Consider the following 16,949-nt stretch of genomic DNA (forward strand, 5'->3'; position numbering starts at 1 on the left):
GGGTTTTTCGTGGCCGTTCCAGGCCTCAGCTACCGCGCTGATCACAGCCGGCAGGCGGAAAGCGCTGTCACTCCGTTCGAGACGGCGGCGGCACAAGACGGGCGAAGCGGTCGAAAACGGCCCCGGCCGTGGTGATCCAGATGTCGTCGCGATGTGCAGCGATATGGGCGAGCGCCCGGCGCAGGTGGCGCAGGCGATAGGGCTGGCCAACGATGTAGGGGTGCAGCGCGATCCCCATCACCAGCGGCTGCCGCGCCGATTGCTCCAGCATCTCGTCGAAGTTGTCGATGATCATGTCCGCGAACTGCGCCGCCCCGTCCTTGCGCGCCACCACCGCCGGGATGTCGTTGACCTCTTGCGGATACGGAATCGCCAGAAGCGGGCCGTGATCCGTGCGCATCCAGACCGGCTGGTCGTCCATGCACCAGTTGAGCGTATAGCGATAGCCAGCCTCGGCCAGCAGGTCCGGCGTGACGCGGCTTTCCGCGATCCACGGGCTGAGCCATCCGCGCGGGGCGACCCCTTCAGCGTCGGTCAGCACCGCCGTCGCCTCGGCAATCAGCGCGCGCTCTGCGTCGGGATCAAGCACGCTCTGCCGCTCGCTGTTGGTGCGACCGTGGCCCGCGATCTCGTCACCGCGGGCGTGGTGTTCCGCCATCAACTCCGGCGCATAGCCGTACATCGCGCTGTTCGCGAGAACCGTCGCCGGCAGGTCGAGTTCGTCCAGCAGTTCCAGCATCCGCCACGCGCCGACCCGGTTGCCATAGTCGCGCCAGGCGTAGTTCAGCACATCGGGTTGCGGCCCTCCGGGAGCAAGTTCGGCCCCCAGACCTTCGCCGAACGCAAAATGCTCAAGGTTCAGCCCGACGTAGACCGCCAGCTTGCGGCCACCCGGCCAGTCGAAGGACTGACGCCGCGTGATCGGCGCATAGTCGTAGCGGTCATGTCCGGCAAGCGTCACAGCGGCGCCTCCGACAGACCGGCGCGGTCCAGCAGGATCTCGGCGCTGTCGTTCCAGACATCGGTCGAGACGATCTTGCCGTCACGCACGGTGAAGATGTCGATATAGCGGTTGCCGTCGAACGGGGTGCCGTCAGGCCATTCGCCGTACAGGTGGCCGGTGTTGAACACCAGAACATCGCCCGTCGCCGGATCAAGCGCCGCGTCGGTGCGCAGGAACCGCTTCTTGACCCACGCATAGCGCTTGGCGTTGAAGGCGGCGCTTCCGGCGGGACCGCCCAGCTTGCGCCCCCCGGTGAAGGTCATCTCGAAATCCGCAGACAGATAGGCGGCGGCGCCTTCGGGATCGGGTATCATGCTTCTCTCGAGATAGGCCTCGACGATCTGCCGCGCCTCGGCTGTCTTGTCCGTCATCCCGGATCTCCTTGTTCATGGTTCCGAACGGTCCTAAGCCCGTGTTCCGCCGGTACACAACCGTATCCCGGCGCTTTCACGCAGACACCCGCCGGACATCGAATTTTCGGCGAAATTTCGGGCGCTCAGACTTGCGTGATGTGCGCTTTTACTCGCAGCCCGGCTGCCCTAACTTGGGGTTGAAACGTTGCCGAGGCTGACATGACCCCCGAAGACAAGGCCCGCCTTCCCTATCGCCCCTGCGTGGGCGTCGTCCTTGCAAATCCGGCCGGCCTGCTGTTCGCGGGCGAGCGGATCGACACACCCGGCGCATGGCAGATGCCGCAGGGCGGAATCGACAAGGGCGAAGACCCCGAGGACGCCGCGCTGCGCGAATTGTGGGAAGAAACCGGCGTGACCCGCGACATGGTAGAGGTCGAGGCCGTCACGCCCGACTGGATCACCTATGACCTCCCGCCAGACCTTCTGGGCAAGGTCTGGAAAGGCAAGTACCGCGGCCAGAAACAGCTTTGGTACCTGCTGCGGTTCAACGGCGCCGATGATGGGATCAACATCCAGACCGAGCATCCCGAATTCTCGCGCTGGCAGTGGATGGGGCCGGACGATCTTGTCGCCTCCATCGTGCCGTTCAAACGCACCGTCTACGAGAAAGTCATCTCCACCTTCCGGAAGGAGTTGTGAAATGCCGAAAGCCCTGATCGCCGCTGCCCTGTCGCTTGCGGTTGCCGGCCCCGCGTCGGCCCTGTCCTGTCTCAAGCCGGACATCGTCGCCGCATTTTCTGACGCCGCCGCCGCGGACGAGGTATATGTCATCGTCTCGGGCCGCTTCTCGGACGGTCCCGGCCCCCGTGACGGCGGCACCACCGGCGGCGAGCCACGCAGTTACGAGGCGTTCTTTTCCGGCTGGACGATCTTCGCCAACGGCCCGGAAGAACGGATCAACGAGCCGGTCCGCGTCTTCGAGACCTGCACCGCGGAATGGTGCGCGGAATTGCCGATGGACACCGAAGTCCTGACCTTCCTGCAGCGCGACCCCGACGGCGGCAAGCCGACGCTTGTGCTGAACGCCTGCCAGGGCAACCTGTTTCCCGAGCCGACCGAGGCGATGATGGAAGCGATCACCACCTGCTTCGCCAAGGGCTGTACCGCAAGCTGAACCGAAGTGGATCGGGGGCTCTGCACCCCGGCCTTCGGCCTCCCCCCGGGATATTTTAGGACAGAAGAAGAAGCTGGGGCGTCAGGCGACCAGCATCCTGAGACCCTGCGTGACATCGGTCCGGACGGACAGCCGCAATCCCGGTTCGTCCCCTGCCCGGAGCGCGGCGACGATCAGCTTGTGTTGCTGCGGCACTTCGGTCCGTTGTAGCCGCCCGTATAGCTTTCGCATCGTGGGGCCGAGTTGCAGCCAGACGGTTTCCGCCATCGCCAGCATCGCCGGCGCCTGCGCGCGCAGGTAAAGGGTACGGTGAAACTCGAGATTGGTGCGGATGTAGGCCACCGCGTCGTGCTTCGCGACCGCCTCGGCGATCTGCCCGTTGATCGCGTTCAGCCGGTCGATCAGCGCGATATGCGCGCGCGGCAGGGCGCGGCTGGCGAGTTCCGTCTCGATCAGGGCCCGCAGCGCCGCGAGTTCCTCGATCCGCTCGTTCGACAGTTCGGGGGTCGAGACACGGCCCGATGACGACAGCATCAGCGCGCCTTCCGCCGCCAGCCGGCGCACCGCCTCGCGCGCCGGGGTCATCGACACGCCATAGTCCTTGCCGATTCCGCGCAGGGTCAGCGATGTCGCGGGGGCAAGCTCGCCATGCATGATCCGCGACCGGAGATGCCGGTAGACCCGTTCATGGGCCGATTGCGAGGTTTCGCCGGGGCGTGTCTGGATCAGCATGCGGGTATCGTGCGGCTCGGTGCGGGTGCGGTCAATCGCCGAAGCGGTAGCGGTGCAGGCGGTGACCCTGCGTCTTCAGCCATCGCCTCGGCGCTTCGTAGTCCGGACAGATGCGGGCGACCACGCGCCAGTAAGCGGGGGAGTGGTTCATCTCGACCAGATGCGCGACCTCGTGCGCCGCGACGTAGTCCAGTGCCTCGGGCGGCGCCATGGCGAGACGCCACGAAAAGTTGAGGTTGCCGGTGGCGGTACAGGACCCCCAGCGTGACCGCGTGTCACGCAGGGTCACGCGCCCGACCTTGCGGCCCGCCAAGGCGGCGTATCGGTCGACCGCTTCGGCCAATCGCGTCTTCGCATCCAATCTCAGCCACGCTTTGACCCGCGCCGCCGCCATCCCGGCGTTGTCCGGGACCAGCAGCGCGCCGTCCTGCAGGCTCACGCGCCGTACCTGGGCGCCCGTCACCGCCACCTCTTGCCCGCGCACCATCACGGTCGCGCCAAGACCCACATCGACCGGAGCGTGCTGCTTTGCCAAGTGGCCGCGAATCCAGCCGGATTTCTCGCGCGCGAAGTTCAGCGCCTCTGCCTCGTCCATGTAATGCGGCATCGACAGGGTGACCCGGCCATCCAGCGCCGAGACGCGCAAAGACACCCGTCGCGCCCGCGCCGAACGGCGCAGGGTGATTTCCACCGGGGGGTTGCCGGGAAGCACCGCCTGACCCATATCTCTGCCTCGATCTGCCTTTCGGCCAGAATAACGCGCGCCGCCCCCGGCTGACCATCGCAAAAAGGCCTTGCGCGCTTGGTCCGAAAAGGCTTTGACAGTGGCCCCCGGCTGTGGCAGGGGACCGCAATTCAACGACACGCTGCTACCGAGCTCTTGAGAGGAAACGCATGCCCAAGGAAGAATGGGGTACCAAGCGGGTTTGCCCGACGACAGGCAAACGCTTCTACGATCTGAACAGGACGCCGATCGTCAGCCCCTACACGGGCGAGGTCGTGAGCCTGGATACCGGCACCAAGTCCCGGACCTCGATCGCTGACAAGGCGGAGAAGGAAAAGGAAATGGAACTGGTCGACGACGATGATGTCGATCTGGATGACGACGACGATTCGTCGGATGTGGATATCGATGACGATATCCTCGACGACGACGATGACGACGATAATGTCTCGCTGGATGACATCGCCGACGTTTCCAACGAAGACGACGAAAACTGACGAATTTCCCCTTGCGCTGTCCGGCGCAAGGTCATAATACCCGCGAGCGGTCCGGCAAGGACCGCAGCACATGGGGCCATAGCTCAGTTGGGAGAGCGCTTGCATGGCATGCAAGAGGTCAGGGGTTCGACTCCCCTTGGCTCCACCAAATCCCCTTTGACAGTGCGGTGACGGGAACGGCTTTGGGCCGGGGACCGGGTTGGCATTCGCGGGCCTGCGCGGGCGTTGGAACGCCCGGCGGCGTGCTGCTTTCGGACGCCTGAGACTGACAGCCTCGAGTCGATGCGAACTGTCCGAACCGAAGTTTCCGGTCCGGACTCTCGAGGTCACGCCGCCTGTGCGACTTTGTCGGACACGGTGTCTTGCAAGACGCCGCCAAGCAAGGTGCCCCACTGATCGGCAAGCGCGGGGCGGGCGGGCTGGTGCGCCGGCAGTAGTTCTGCGGACATCTTTCCGCACATCTCCTGCATCGCCACGGTAAGCGCGGCGACACCCGTGCCCGCCATCGGGATCGCGCCGGATGCGACGTGGTCCGTCAGACCGTCCACACCCGAGACCAGCACCGGGCGTCCGGCGGCAAGCGCCTCTTGTGCGACAAGGCCGTAGGGCTCCCACCGGGACGGCATCACCACCGCGTCGCAGGCAGCGTAGGCTTGTGAGGGATCGGGCGCGAAGCCCTCGAACACGATACGGGGGTCGCCGGCGGCCTGTGCTTCCAGCCGGGTGCGTTCGGGTCCGTCGCCGAAGACCTTCAGCAAAAGCTCCGGGCCCTCCAGTGCGCGGAACGCCTGCACCAGCAGTTCAAAGCCCTTCTGACCGTCCAGACGCCCGATGGCGCCGAAGCAGCGGATCGGCCCCGACGGACGCGGTATCGCGCGAAAGCGGGACAGGTCGACCTGCGGCTGGATCACGGTCAATGCCTTTGGCCGGACAACATCGCGGGCGAGAAGCCACCTGCCCTGCGCGTGGCTAACCGCGACGACGCGGTCGAACAGGGCGTAGGCCGTCCGAAGCAGGGTGAAGAACCGACGGCGCGCCGTGACATTGGCGGCAACGAAACCGGCGGAATAGCTATGCTCGACATGGATCAGCGGCGTTCCGGTGTGGCGGGCGCGCAGCGCCATCAACCCCGGCAGACCGCGCCACGAGATCGCGAGATGCGAAACGATGACGTCCGCTGCGCCCCGCACGCTGGCCGGGCGGTTCCGGGGCACGACGACGATCTCGTGCCGGGCCAGCGCCGCCATCGCGGGATCGCTGGCAAGGAAGTCCAGATAGCGGGTCACGCCGCCGGGATTGGTGTCGTCGACGAGATGGGCGATGCGCAGCATGGTGTCTCTCCGGTCTTTGGCGGTCAGGTGCGGTGTGCGGATTTCAGGCGGGCGAGCAGCGCGGAGCCTGCGGCTTTCCCGAACATATTCAGCGCAAGGGACGCGCCGATCGTGGTCAGCGTTTTCACAGGTTCCGCCACAAGCGGACGGCGCGACGATGCAAGCGACGCGCGGACAAGGCGCACGGCTTCGGGGCCGTTGCCCATGCTGAAGGCGCGGCGGGCGAGGTAGCGAAGCTGATACGCGCGCGCGACTGGCGCATGGCGGGCGAAGAAGTCCGGCGCCAGCGGTTGCAGCTTCTCGACCACGCGATCCCACGCCGCGAGCTGCTTGTGGAGGCTGGCGGACAGCCCGCCGGGCGCGATGCGATAGCGGGTCAGTTGGCCGGGGACGCCCTCGATCTCCCAATCGGTCGTCAGGGCGAAGCGCAGCCAGCATTCGATGTCCTCGGACTGGCGGAACGTCTCGTCGAACCACCAGTCGCGCACGGTCTCTTGCGCCGGGCGCCAGCGGATCGCGTCCAGCGCGGCGCGGCGGAACACGGGGGCAGAGCCGTTGCCGACCGGGTTGCGCAGGAACACGTGCGCGGCGGTGACATTGCGCAGACGCGGGCGCATCGCGACCTTCAGGGGGCGGCTTTCCATGTCGATCAGGTCCGAGCCGGAATAGCTGAGGCCGACCTGCGGGTTCGCCTCCAGATGCGCGACATGCGCAGCCAGCTTGGTCGGCCGCCACAGGTCGTCCGCGTCGCAAAAGCCGATGAACTCTCCCCGCGCCGCGTCGATGCCAGAGTTGCGCGCGCCCGGCAGACCCCGGTTCGGTTGCTGGACGATGCGGATGCGGCGGTCGGCAAAGCTGCGGACCACGGCAACGGTGCGGTCGGTCGAGCCGTCGTCGACCACGACGATCTCGAAATCCGGGAACGTCTGGGCAAGCAGGCTGCGAAGCGTTTCGGGCAGCGTCTCGGCTGCGTTGAAGGCGGGGACGACGATGGAAGCCTTGGGCATGGAAAAGTCCTTTCAGGAAGCAAACAGGCGCTGGCGCAGACCGCGCGGCAGCACGGGCGCGGTGATCGCGCCGGCCAGCGTCAGCCCGCCGCGGCGGAGGTCGGACAGAAAGCCGCGCGGGCTGGTGTACAGGCCCGCGAGCGCCAGGCGCAGGGCTTCGAGCCCAGGGGCATCGACCCGCAGCGCGCGGCGCGAGAGATAGCGCAGGTGGATCGCCTCGGCCCGCGCGTCCGGCTGGTGGCCCAGCCCGGCGGCGGTGGCGAGGGCAGCGGCACGCCCGGCGCGCATCGCGGCAAGGTCCGAAGACAGGCCGGTCGGACTGGTGCGGTAGCAGACCTGCAGGCTGTCCACGCCGCGCAGCACCGCGCCGCCGCCGACAAGGCGGATCAGCCATTCAAGGTCTTCGTTGTGGACGATGCGATTGTCAAAGCCGCCGCTCGCAAGGAAGACGTGACGCAGGATCGACAGGTTCGACATTGTGCAGACCGGGTTCTCGGCCAGCAGCATCGGCACGGTGACGTCGCAATGCGGCACGGTGGATTGTGTACGGCCCGCGTCGCCGTCGAAGAAGACGATCCGCCCAAAGCTTGCGTCGGCGCCAGAGCGGATCGCACGCCCTGCCTCGGCCAGCTTGGTCGGCAGCCACAGGTCGTCCGCGTCGCAGAACGAAACGATCCCGCCCCGTGCCCGGCTGACCCCATGGTTCCGCGCGGCGCTTGGCCCCTTGCCGGGGTTACGCAGCAGGCGGAACCGCGCGTCGCGCGCGGCGAAGGCAGCCGCAAGTTCCGGCGTCGCGTCGGTCGAGCCGTCGTCGACCAGCAGGCACTCCCAGTCGCGGACCGTCTGCGCCTCAAGGCTGCGAACGGTCTCGGCGAGGGTCGCGGCGGCGTTGAAACAGGGGATGACGATAGAAAAACGGGGCATGTCAGGCGACCTTCGGCAAGGGGCGGCGGAACGGAGGGACAAGAGCGGGCAGCGCCGCGCCGACCTGCACCACGGTGGCAATCACGAGATAACCTATGGCGATGGCGGTCAGTCCGTGCGGGGCCAGCAGCGCGGTGTTCGCAACTAGTGCAACGGTCAGCAGAACGGTGACCCAGAACTCGACTTGCGGGCGCTCGTTGCTGCGCAGCCATTGCGCGGCGGCGGACCAGATGACCGAGGGGATCGCGGCGAGGCAGAGGATCGAGACGACCTCGGCGATGCCGTCCCACCCGTCCCCGAACAGCACCGGCACATAGTAGGGCGCGGCAAGCGCTTGCAGCACGACGACCGGGCCGATCAGCGCGACGCTCAGCATCAGCGCCTGACGCAGGGCGGCGGTGCGATCCTCGGCGCTGCACAGGTGCGGAAACAGGGCGACCGACAGCGCCTGCGAGAAAGAGGTGGCAAGGCCAAGACCGGCGTTGAAGGCCATGAAGTACAGACCCAGCGTTTCAGCCCCCAGCATGAGGCCGATCACCAGCTTGTCGGCCTGCAACCGCAGCGCCTTCACGACCTCGACCCCCAACACGGCCCAGCCGTAGCGGATGAAGGGCGCAAGGGGTGCGCGGGGGCCGGATGTCGGGGTCCAGGGATGCAGGCGGCGCATCGCGACCAGCCAGATCGGCGCGGCCAGCAGGCGCGGCAACACCAGCGCAAGGGGCGACGGGAAGACGACGGCCAGCAGGGCCGACAGCATGTTTGCGCCGACGACCTGCCCGCCCGCAATGGCGGCGGTCTGCTGCATCTTGCCCGCCCGCATCGCCAGCGCGCATTGCACCAGCCCGGCGGGCATGAACAGGTATTCGCCCGCAAGGATCGCGATCAGCGCGAACAGGCCGACATCGCCGCTGACGGCAAGGATCACACCGCCCACGGCAAGCTGCAGCGAGAACAGGCCAAGGCACCACGCCCAGAACAGCCGCCGCGCGGTGCGGCAGGTGGCGTCGAGGTCGGCGTCGGAGGCGGCAATGATCCGCTGTCCGACACCGTTCTCGGTCAGGGCCTTCAGGATGTCAGAGGCTGCCAGCGCGGCGGCGGCGACACCGATCGCGGCCACATCCATCGTCCGCGCGACTGCAACCACGACGATCAGCCGTGACGCCTTCGCTGCCACTTCGGACAAGCAATAGGCGAGCAGGTTCCGCGCGAAGGGGACACGTTCGAGAATGTGACGCATGACCGGGTTCCGTGAGTATGGCTGCCGCGCTGGCATTGATGTTGGTTTTACTGGACGCGCGGATGCCGGTCTCGGGCACCGGGGGACAGCGGGGCGGTGCGTTTGATATGCAACCTATCCGATTGGATTAGCGGCCGATCCCCGCGAAGGGATGGACCGGTGACTCTGCCCCGCGCTATTCAGGACCGAAGTTGTCGTAAATCGCCGGGGCGCGCGTGATGATTGCCCGCAGAGGCCACCTTGGACTAAGCGTCATGTCGCTGTTGATGGCTTCGGCCTGCGCGACGCCGCGGGACGCATCCAACATCGAGCCGGCCTCGGTCGGCGGCGCCTATCAGGCGCAGTACCGCGATATCGACACGACCCGCGACGCGGTTTCGACGGTTCTGGTCTCTCCGCAGATGAACGCGTCGAAATGCAAACCCTACGGCGGCGACTCCCCCACCGGCACCAAGGGCAGCTACGGTGGCTATCTGCCCGAAGCCCTGCGCGGCGAGGTCCTGTCGCGCGGCGATCTGGTGGAGCTTCTGCTGCCCGGCGACGACACCTTTTCCGGCGACTACGTCATCTCGCGCGATGGCACGCTGAAGCTGCCGTTCATCGCGCCGATCCCGGCGCAGGGGCGCACGACGCAACAGGTCATCAACGACGCCGTCTCGGCGCTGATCTCCGGCGGCTACTACACCACGACGCCTTCGGTCTCGCTTCTGGTGAAAGACTTCGCGCCGGTGCGCGTGGCCGTGTCCGGCGCGGTGTTCGAGCCGCAGACCGTCACCATCGGCGGCGTGCCCGGCGATCAGGTCGACACCCTGCGGCAGGCCGCGCTTGGCGCGTCGACCGAGACGCGGAACCTGACCGTCGCCCTGCGCAATGCCGGTGGCATCCGGCCCGACGCGGACCTGTCCGCCGTGCAACTGACGCGGAACGGTGTGACCTACACGCTGGACCTGCGCGCCGCGCTGAAAGGGTTTGGCTTCGACGACGTGCTGATGATCGGCGGAGACGAGTTGTTCGTACCGTCGCGCCATTGCTTTCAGGACGACCTGATGGTCCCCAGCCCGATCAGCCCGCCGGGCATCTCGCTGTACCTGTCGAACCTCACCGTGCCCGCCACAGGCAACGCGCCCTCGGCCATTGGACAGACCGTGCGCGAAGTGCCCTATGGTACCCGGTTCACACAGGCCGTGATCGACGCCAACTGCGTCGGCGGCGCGCGGGCCACCAGCGCCGACCGCTCGGCGGCGCTGTTCTCGCGCAACCCGATGACGGATGTGTCGGTGGTGATCGAACGCAAGGTCGAGGTGATGCGCCAGCGCGCGGACCGCGACGACTATGACCCCTACCTGCTGCCCGGCGACGCCATCGCCTGCTACGACAGCGGCGTCACCAACCTGTCCGAGATCGCGAAAGTCGTGGGTCTGGTCGGACTGGCGGTCGCGATCCCCTAGGGCTGTGCCGCGCGCCAGTCCTGCAGGGCCTCGCGGGTCTCTTCCCACAGCACGGCCAAGGCGGCCAGCCTTTCCGGCTCGACAGCCGTTTCGCGCTTGAGATCCGTCTCGACGGCGGCAAGCGCGCTGCGCAAAGCGGTAAAACCGAAAACGCCGCAGGTGCCCGCGCATTTGTGGACCACTTGCTGCAGATCGGTCGGGGCCAGCGTCGCCTCGGCGATGCGGTCAATGTCCCAGTTGATCTCGGCGACGCTGCGGTCGAGAAGCCCCGTGGACTTGCCACTTGCGAAGCGTGCAAGGTTCTCGGCGTCGAGCAGCGGGTCGTCCTTGGCTTCTGGCGCCACAGCCGCGACAGGCTCGGCCACCGGCGGCGCAGCGCCAGCAACCTCGGCCAGTGTCTGTTGCAGCACATTGCGGTCGAGCGGCTTGCTGACACAGTGGGGCATGCCCGCCTTCCGGAACTCTGCGATTTCCTCGGGAAGCGCGTGCGCGGTAACGGCGATGATCGGCGTCGCTGCCGACGGGCCTGTGCCCGACCGGATCGTCCGCGCCGCTTCCGGCCCGTCCATCACCGGCATCGAAACATCCATCAGGATGGCATCGAAGCGTCTGGCATTCGCCCATTCGACCCCGGCGCGCCCGTTGACGGCCTCGGTGACCGAGTGCCCGTCTGCTTCAAGGATTTCACGCGCCACCAGCCGGTTGATCTCGTTGTCCTCGACCAGCAGTATGTCCAGCGGCCGGATCGAAGGGGCGGGTTCGGCCTTGGTGCCGGTCTGCTCTGGCTCGGACAGGTCGACAGGCTCGAACGGCAGGCGCAGCCAGAACAGGCTCCCCTCCCCCGGCTCGCTTTCTACGCCGATTTCTCCACCCATCAGCTTGGCGAAGCGGCGCGCGATACCAAGGCCAAGGCCGGTGCCGCCGGCTTGCCGTGCATAAGATGAATCGAGCGTTTCGAAGTCGCGGAAAATGCGGTCCAGATCCTCTGACGCGATACCGACGCCGCTGTCGATGACGCGGAATTCCAGCTGCGGATCGGCGGTTCCGACGACCTCTGCCTCGATCTCGACCGTCCCTGAACGCGTGAACTTCACCGCGTTGCCCACAAGGTTCAAAAGCACCTGCCGCAATCGGCGCGGATCGCCCACCGCGCCCTCTGCCGGCGTGCCTTCCCACCGCCATTCCAGCACGTTCCCGTTCTTGGACGCCAACGGTGCGGTCGTCTCGATCACGCCATCCAGCAGGCGCGGCACCGAGTACGGCTTGCGGACGATGTCGATGCGCCCCGCCTCGTATTTCGCAAGATCGAGCACATCGTTCACCAGCGACAGCAGAAGTCGGCCCGAGAACTCCATCCGGCTCAGCAGTTCCTGCTGCCGGTCTGACACGTCCTGGTCCCGCATCAGCTGCATCGATCCCAGAAGCCCGTTCAGCGGCGTCCGCATCTCGTGGCTCATAACGGCAAGAAATTCCGCCTTTGCCCGCTCACCGGCAAGCGCGCGGTCGCGGGCTTCGGTCAGGTTGTTCTCGGCGGCGCGGCGGCGCGAGATGTCGCGCATGTACACGACGTGGACCTGCCGCCCGCTTGCGTCCTCGGCATGGTTTACGGCGACCTCGGCAGGAAACTCGCGGCCCCCACGCGTCTTGGCCGTCACCTCGAATTGCAACGCACCGGTGCCGTCGCGGCTGCCGTCATTCATGAACCGAAAATACGTATCCCGCGCCTTGCTTCGGGACCGTTCAGGCAGCACCAGTTCCGCCAGCCGTTCGCCCAAAGCCTCTTCGCGCGGAATCTCGAAGATCTCTTGGGCCGCCGGGTTGAATTCAAGGATCAGCCCGCGCGTGTTCGCCACGATGATCGCGTCCTGCGACGTCTCGACAATCGTGCGCATCCGCGCGGACGTGCGCCGCACCTCGTCCGAGCGGCGGATCGCAATCTGCGACAGCCGGAACATCGCGAGCGCGACAAGCACCAGACCGCCCAGCAGTGCCCCCAGCACGATAGCCAGCAGGATCAGCGTGCGGACCAGGTCCTCGCGCCGTGCATCCGAGACCTCGGCAAAAGCCGCCAGACCCGCAAGCGAGAAGCGCCGGACTTCGTCCGAAACCGCCTGCGCCCGCTCCGACAGATCCGGCAGCGCCGCGATCAGGGTCTTATCGTCGCCGTCGATCAGCGGGATCGCGTCTTGCAGGAACGCGCGGACGATTGCGCGGGGTTCATCGTAGGTCGGATCGCGGCGCAGCGCGCGGAACACGATGCCGTTCTCGATGGTGTCCATGCGGCTGTAGAAGATGTCGAACCGCCGCCGCACCTGGTCGACGCGTGTCGGATCGACCTGTGCCCGCTGCATCGCCAGTTCGAACCGCAGGAACTCCACGTCCGCCTGGGCAAGGCTCCATTGCAGGTTGTCGGAATTCGCGGTCGAGACCTCTTCGATCTCGCGCAGAAGCACCCACGCCATGAACGCGATCATGCCGATGCAGCACGCAAGCGCGAAGACCGTGGCGCCCCTCCGACGCCACGGCCTCCCCAACTGCTCTGTCGTGCCTGTCACTGCCACGTGGCGCTCCGAAACGGGTTGGCCATTCTGTATGGATTACTCCGCGACGACGATCCGGTCGAGTTGCCAGATGCTGCGCGAGTAGGTGACTTCGGTCTGATACTTTGCGTCGTCGTCGAAGGGGTAGACCACCCAAAGCGGGCCCTTGTCGCGGACCGACATCGCCTCGCCATTGTTCATGTAGGCAACGATGGCGCCCCCCTCGACCCAATCCTCGGCCGGAATCTCGACCGAGTAATCGTTGATCGCGGTAGCGTTCAGCATCGCGCTTTCGGCACCGACCGCTTCCATCAGCGCGCCGAGCGGAACGCCGGTGAAGGTCTGCTCGCCTTCGGTCCAGATGGTCGTGGTCTCGACGGTGACCGTCTCCATCGCCTCGAGCATCGCAAGGTCGAAGGTGGCGGTGTCGCCGTCGTTGGTGTTTGCAATCGCGCCCGAGACGGTGAGGATCACCTCTCCCTCGGGCGACGGCAGGTCCTGAGCGACCGCCGCAACCGGCAGAAGAACGGTCACAGCAAGGATCGCGCGGGTCAGAAAGGAAAGCATGGAAGTCCTCCTCGGGGGCTGGCTTGTGCACCATGTGTGCCACAAAACGCGTTGCGGCACACTTGGGCATCGGAAGTACGCCCCTATCCGTTCGGATAGGAGCCACGTGTCAGGCCACGCTGCGCAGGGGCACCGGAGCGGCTTGATGCAGCGCTGCGTCGACCTCTGCCCGCAGATCCGCGCGGTCCTGCGCGAAGGCGATGTTCGCCTGAAGAAACCCGGGGACCGAGCCGCAGTCGAACCGCTCACCCTCGAACCGGAAGCCCGAGACCGGCATCCGCCCGGCATCCGCCGTGATCGCATCGGTGAGCTGGATCTCGCCCCCAGCGCCCGGCGCAAGCGAGCGCAGCCGCTCGAAGACCACCGGATCGAGGATGTAGCGGCCCACCACGGCAAGCCGCGACGGCGCATCTTCCGGGGCGGGCTTCTCGACCAGCCCGCGCGCCCGCGCGACGCGGCCCTGCTGCGAGGACACGTCGAGGATGCCGTAGGACTTCACCGCCTGCGGCGCGACCTCCATCGCGGCGACAAGGTGGCCGCCCGAGCGGGCGTGCGCCTCGACCATCTGCGACAGGCACCCTTTCGGCGCGCTGATCACGTCGTCGGGCAGCAGCACCGCGAAGGGGCGGTTGCCGACAGCCTTGGCCGCAAGACCGACGGCATGGCCCAGACCCAGCGGAGCGTCCTGCCGGATGAAGCTGCGGCACCGGGGCGGCAGACAACCGTGGCGGATCGCGTTCAGCGGGCCGGTCTTGCCGGCCTGTTCCAGCCGCGCCTCCAGCTCGGGCGCCGGATCGAAGTGGCTTTCCAGCGCCGCCTTGCCTTCAGAGGTGATGAACACGAACTCTTCGATCCCGGCTTCGCGCGCCTCGTCGACGGCGTATTCGATCAGGGGCCGGTCCACCAAGGGAAGCATCTCTTTCGGAACCGACTTGGTCGCGGGCAGGAAGCGAGTGCCAAGTCCGGCGACGGGGAAAACGGCAACTTTCACATGGGTCATTTCAAATCTCCTTGAGTTGATGGTCAGTAGGCGCCGCGGCCGCCAAGAACGGCGCGGAAAGTCATGGTGATCAGAAGCAGGTCCAGCAGGACGGTGCGCGAGCGGGCATAGGCAAGGTCCATGTCGATCATCTTGTCGAACCCGATCTCGGCCCGCCCCGACACCTGCCAGACGCCGGTGAGGCCAGGCCGCACCGCAAGACGGCCCAAAGCGCGAGCCGGATAGGCCGCGACCTCTTCCGGCAGCGCCGGACGCGGGCCGACAATCGACATCTCGCCGCGCAGCACGTTCAGAATCTGCGGCAGTTCGTCGATCGAGAACCGGCGCAGCAGGCGCCCGACGCGGGTGACGCGCGGATCGTTGCGCGACTTGAAGCAAACGCCTTCGCGGTCCGACTGCGCCAGCAGCGCAGCGCGGCGCGCCTCGGCGTCGATCTGCATCGACCGGAACTTGAACATCGTGAACGGCGTGCCGTCCTTGCCAACACGCGTCTGGCGAAACAGCACCGGCCCACGGCTGTCGAGCTTGATCGCAAGAACCAGCAGCAGAAGCAGCGGCGCGAGCATCACCAGCGCGGAACCGGCGAAACCGAGGTCCAGCATCCGCCGCAGGATCATGTCGCGATCCGCCTTGCCTGCCGCCGCTTTCGCCGCGTGCGCCAGGAAGGTTGCGTTGCCGACGACGTAACGGCCCGCCATTCGGCGCGGCTCCATCGCCAGCCGCCAGATCCATTCGCACTTGGCCTTGCGCACGGCAAGCGGCGCGCGCGCAACGCGGCCCGCAAGGAAATCGAACAGCGCGCCGACGCCCAGGGTGATCCGGGCGTCCAGCCGGTGCGCGTTGCGCGCAAGCCAAAGATCCTGCTTCGGCACACCCATCGCGACCAGCAGGATGTCCGGCTGCGCCGCGTTGATCGCAGCGATCGCGGCGCGGTCGTTGGCCATGCCGCCGAACCCGTCGCGCGTGCCGACGACACGCAGACCCGGGATCTTCAGGCACAGGGTGTCGGCCGCAGCATCTGCGACGCCCGGCTGACCGCCCAGCAGAAACACGGTCAGACCCCGCGTCGCCGCCTGACGCAGCAGCGCCGGGGTGAAATCGGTGCCGTTCAGGTTCGCGACGAACCGGCGGCCCTGCATCTTGCCAGCGAGTTCCACGCCGATGCCGTCCGGCAGCACCATGTCCGCCGTCGCAAGCGCATCGTAGTAAGCGGCATCGCGGCGGGCGACATTCGCACAGTGCGCGTTCAGAAACGCCACGCGGCTGCGGCGTCCGGGAACCAGCAGTTCGTCTATGACGCTTTGCGCGTCGGCGGACACGACGTCGAGGCCGAACAGGTTGATCTTGTCGATCCCGCGGACGGGAGCGGACAGGGCGGAAGCGGTACGGCGGTCAGCGAAACCGGCAAGGGCGTGATGAGCGAAAGTCATGGGCGCAGTCCTTCAATTTGTCTGCCCCTGGCTTGCCCGACGCGCCCCTTTCACAGCAACGAAACGGCCGGACAGGTGACGCCCTCGGTCGTATTAACCATTGTTCTATCGAGGGAATCCGCTGCCCGACCGGCATGAAGACGATCCGCGCGGACAGCCAGCGGCTATCCGAACGGATGGGTGCGTTAACCGGTATTGCCCTTCATTCGCCGCAGTTACGTGGTGTAAGAATTGTCCGATTTCCGAAGTGATTTCGGATGCGGACAACCTGAAGATTATAAGTGCCGGGCTTTTCTGGTAGGACTTGCATCAGGGCGTCTGCACCATCGGTTGAGACGAGTTTGGAGGACCAATGCGCATACTCATCGCTGACGATCACGATCTGCTGCGCGATACCCTCGTGATGTTCTTCGATTCCGAGGACGGCATCGAAACGGACACCGCCACCAACCTCGAAGAGGCCGCCGGCAAGGTCGCCGCGACGCCCTATGACCTTGTGCTGCTGGACTACACGATGCCCGGCATGAACGGCCTGGGCGGTCTGGAACGGGTGCTTGGCATGGACGGCGGCCACCGTGTCGCGCTGATCTCGGGCACCGCAAGCCGCGAGGTCGCCGAGGCCGCGCTGGCCGCGGGCGCCGCCGGGTTCCTTCCCAAGACCCTGTCCGCCCGCTCGCTGGTCAACGCGATCCGGTTCATGGCGATGGGCGAGCAGTACGCTCCGCTCGATTTCATGCGCGCCGCCGAGGACGAACCCACGCACCCGCTGGCAGAAAAGCTGTCCCGGCGCGAACACGACGTTCTGAAGGGTTTGACCGAGGGCAAGTCGAACAAGGAAATCGCCCGCGACCTCGATATCCGGGAGCCGACGGTGAAGCTGCACGTCAAGACGCTGTACCGCAAGATCGGCGCCGCCAACCGGACACAGGCAGCGATGATCGCGAAGGACGAGGGTCTGTTCTGAACTATCCGTCCGGATAGG

17 protein-coding genes and 1 tRNA gene are annotated in these 16,949 nt (G+C 66.6%); 6 read left to right on the top strand and 12 right to left on the bottom strand.

All coding sequences use genetic code 11. The features are described 5' to 3' along the window. Window positions 1-67 precede the first annotated feature (67 nt). Together ACP156_RS19820 and ACP156_RS19825 are read right to left on the bottom strand one after the other, a co-directional pair. On the bottom strand, window positions 68-961 hold the full coding sequence (locus ACP156_RS19820; protein ID WP_425053107.1) for a polysaccharide deacetylase family protein: 894 nt from the start codon (window positions 959-961) through the stop codon (window positions 68-70). Continuing rightward, on the bottom strand, window positions 958-1,374 hold the full coding sequence (locus ACP156_RS19825) for a nuclear transport factor 2 family protein (protein ID WP_425053108.1): 417 nt from the start codon (window positions 1,372-1,374) through the stop codon (window positions 958-960). The genes ACP156_RS19820 and ACP156_RS19825 overlap by 4 nt, the downstream gene beginning before the upstream one ends. Window positions 1,375-1,575: 201 nt before the next feature. Between ACP156_RS19825 and ACP156_RS19830 the strand changes: the two genes are divergently transcribed. Together ACP156_RS19830 and ACP156_RS19835 are read left to right on the top strand one after the other, a co-directional pair. Next, window positions 1,576-2,055 carry an RNA pyrophosphohydrolase gene (locus ACP156_RS19830; RefSeq protein WP_425053109.1) on the top strand — a complete coding sequence of 160 codons (480 nt, stop codon included), beginning with the start codon at window positions 1,576-1,578 and terminating at the stop codon, window positions 2,053-2,055. Window position 2,056: 1 nt separating this feature from the next. Then, window positions 2,057-2,530, top strand: a complete 474-nt coding sequence (locus tag ACP156_RS19835; RefSeq protein ID WP_425053110.1) for a hypothetical protein — start codon at window positions 2,057-2,059, stop codon at window positions 2,528-2,530. An 81-nt stretch (window positions 2,531-2,611) separates the two neighbouring features. Here ACP156_RS19835 and ACP156_RS19840 read toward each other — a convergent pair whose 3' ends face one another. Both ACP156_RS19840 and ACP156_RS19845 read right to left on the bottom strand, forming a co-directional pair. Beyond that, complete coding sequence (locus ACP156_RS19840; protein WP_425053111.1) at window positions 2,612-3,262, bottom strand: GntR family transcriptional regulator; 651 nt, start codon at window positions 3,260-3,262, stop codon at window positions 2,612-2,614. Window positions 3,263-3,293: 31 nt separating this feature from the next. Continuing rightward, a complete protein-coding gene (locus tag ACP156_RS19845; protein ID WP_425053112.1) occupies window positions 3,294-3,986 on the bottom strand; it encodes a M48 family metallopeptidase in 693 nt (230 codons plus the stop codon). Between the two features lie 170 nt (window positions 3,987-4,156). Between ACP156_RS19845 and ACP156_RS19850 the strand changes: the two genes are divergently transcribed. Beyond that, on the top strand, window positions 4,157-4,483 hold the full coding sequence (locus ACP156_RS19850) for a TIGR02300 family protein (RefSeq protein ID WP_425053113.1): 327 nt from the start codon (window positions 4,157-4,159) through the stop codon (window positions 4,481-4,483). 72 nt (window positions 4,484-4,555) lie between these two features. Then, a tRNA-Ala gene (locus tag ACP156_RS19855) sits at window positions 4,556-4,631 on the top strand. Between the two features lie 178 nt (window positions 4,632-4,809). Here ACP156_RS19855 and ACP156_RS19860 read toward each other — a convergent pair. Genes ACP156_RS19860 through ACP156_RS19875 form a run of 4 tightly spaced genes read right to left on the bottom strand, consistent with a single transcriptional unit; the run spans window position 4,810 to window position 8,982 of the window. Continuing rightward, window positions 4,810-5,814, bottom strand: a complete 1,005-nt coding sequence (locus tag ACP156_RS19860; RefSeq protein WP_425053114.1) for a glycosyltransferase family 4 protein — start codon at window positions 5,812-5,814, stop codon at window positions 4,810-4,812. A gap of 23 nt (window positions 5,815-5,837) precedes the next feature. After that, a complete protein-coding gene (locus tag ACP156_RS19865) occupies window positions 5,838-6,821 on the bottom strand; it encodes a glycosyltransferase family 2 protein (RefSeq protein WP_425053115.1) in 984 nt (327 codons plus the stop codon). A gap of 12 nt (window positions 6,822-6,833) precedes the next feature. Next, on the bottom strand, window positions 6,834-7,745 hold the full coding sequence (locus tag ACP156_RS19870) for a glycosyltransferase family 2 protein (RefSeq protein ID WP_425053116.1): 912 nt from the start codon (window positions 7,743-7,745) through the stop codon (window positions 6,834-6,836). A gap of 1 nt (window position 7,746) precedes the next feature. After that, window positions 7,747-8,982: an oligosaccharide flippase family protein gene (locus ACP156_RS19875; RefSeq protein ID WP_425053117.1), complete on the bottom strand. Its 1,236-nt coding sequence runs from the start codon at window positions 8,980-8,982 to the stop codon at window positions 7,747-7,749. A 254-nt stretch (window positions 8,983-9,236) separates the two neighbouring features. On the opposite strand from ACP156_RS19875, the gene ACP156_RS19880 reads away from it, so the two are divergent. Continuing rightward, entirely contained in the window at window positions 9,237-10,430 is a 1,194-nt protein-coding gene (locus ACP156_RS19880) for a polysaccharide biosynthesis/export family protein (protein ID WP_425053118.1), read from the top strand. On the opposite strand, the gene ACP156_RS19885 is transcribed toward ACP156_RS19880, so the two are convergent. The 4 genes from ACP156_RS19885 to ACP156_RS19900 all read right to left on the bottom strand — a co-directional run bounded on the left by ACP156_RS19885 (window position 10,427) and on the right by ACP156_RS19900 (window position 15,967). After that, a complete protein-coding gene (locus tag ACP156_RS19885) occupies window positions 10,427-12,991 on the bottom strand; it encodes an ATP-binding protein (RefSeq protein ID WP_425053119.1) in 2,565 nt (854 codons plus the stop codon). The genes ACP156_RS19880 and ACP156_RS19885 overlap by 4 nt on opposite strands. A gap of 36 nt (window positions 12,992-13,027) precedes the next feature. Beyond that, window positions 13,028-13,537 (bottom strand): molybdopterin-dependent oxidoreductase, encoded by a 510-nt coding sequence (locus ACP156_RS19890; RefSeq protein WP_425053120.1) that lies wholly within the window; start codon window positions 13,535-13,537, stop codon window positions 13,028-13,030. Between the two features lie 109 nt (window positions 13,538-13,646). Continuing rightward, the gene (locus tag ACP156_RS19895) at window positions 13,647-14,537 is read right to left on the bottom strand and encodes a UTP--glucose-1-phosphate uridylyltransferase (RefSeq protein WP_425053121.1); all 891 of its coding nucleotides are present in this window, start codon (window positions 14,535-14,537) and stop codon (window positions 13,647-13,649) included. Window positions 14,538-14,560: 23 nt separating this feature from the next. Continuing rightward, window positions 14,561-15,967, bottom strand: a complete 1,407-nt coding sequence (locus tag ACP156_RS19900) for a WecB/TagA/CpsF family glycosyltransferase (protein WP_425053122.1) — start codon at window positions 15,965-15,967, stop codon at window positions 14,561-14,563. Window positions 15,968-16,319: 352 nt separating this feature from the next. On the opposite strand from ACP156_RS19900, the gene ACP156_RS19905 reads away from it, so the two are divergent. Next, window positions 16,320-16,931, top strand: coding sequence for a response regulator transcription factor (locus tag ACP156_RS19905; RefSeq protein WP_425053123.1), 612 nt, complete (start codon window positions 16,320-16,322; stop codon window positions 16,929-16,931). The last annotated feature ends 18 nt before the right edge of the window (window positions 16,932-16,949 follow it).

The organism is Psychromarinibacter sp. S121, assembly GCF_049801035.1.
Lineage (GTDB): Bacteria > Pseudomonadota > Alphaproteobacteria > Rhodobacterales > Rhodobacteraceae > Psychromarinibacter.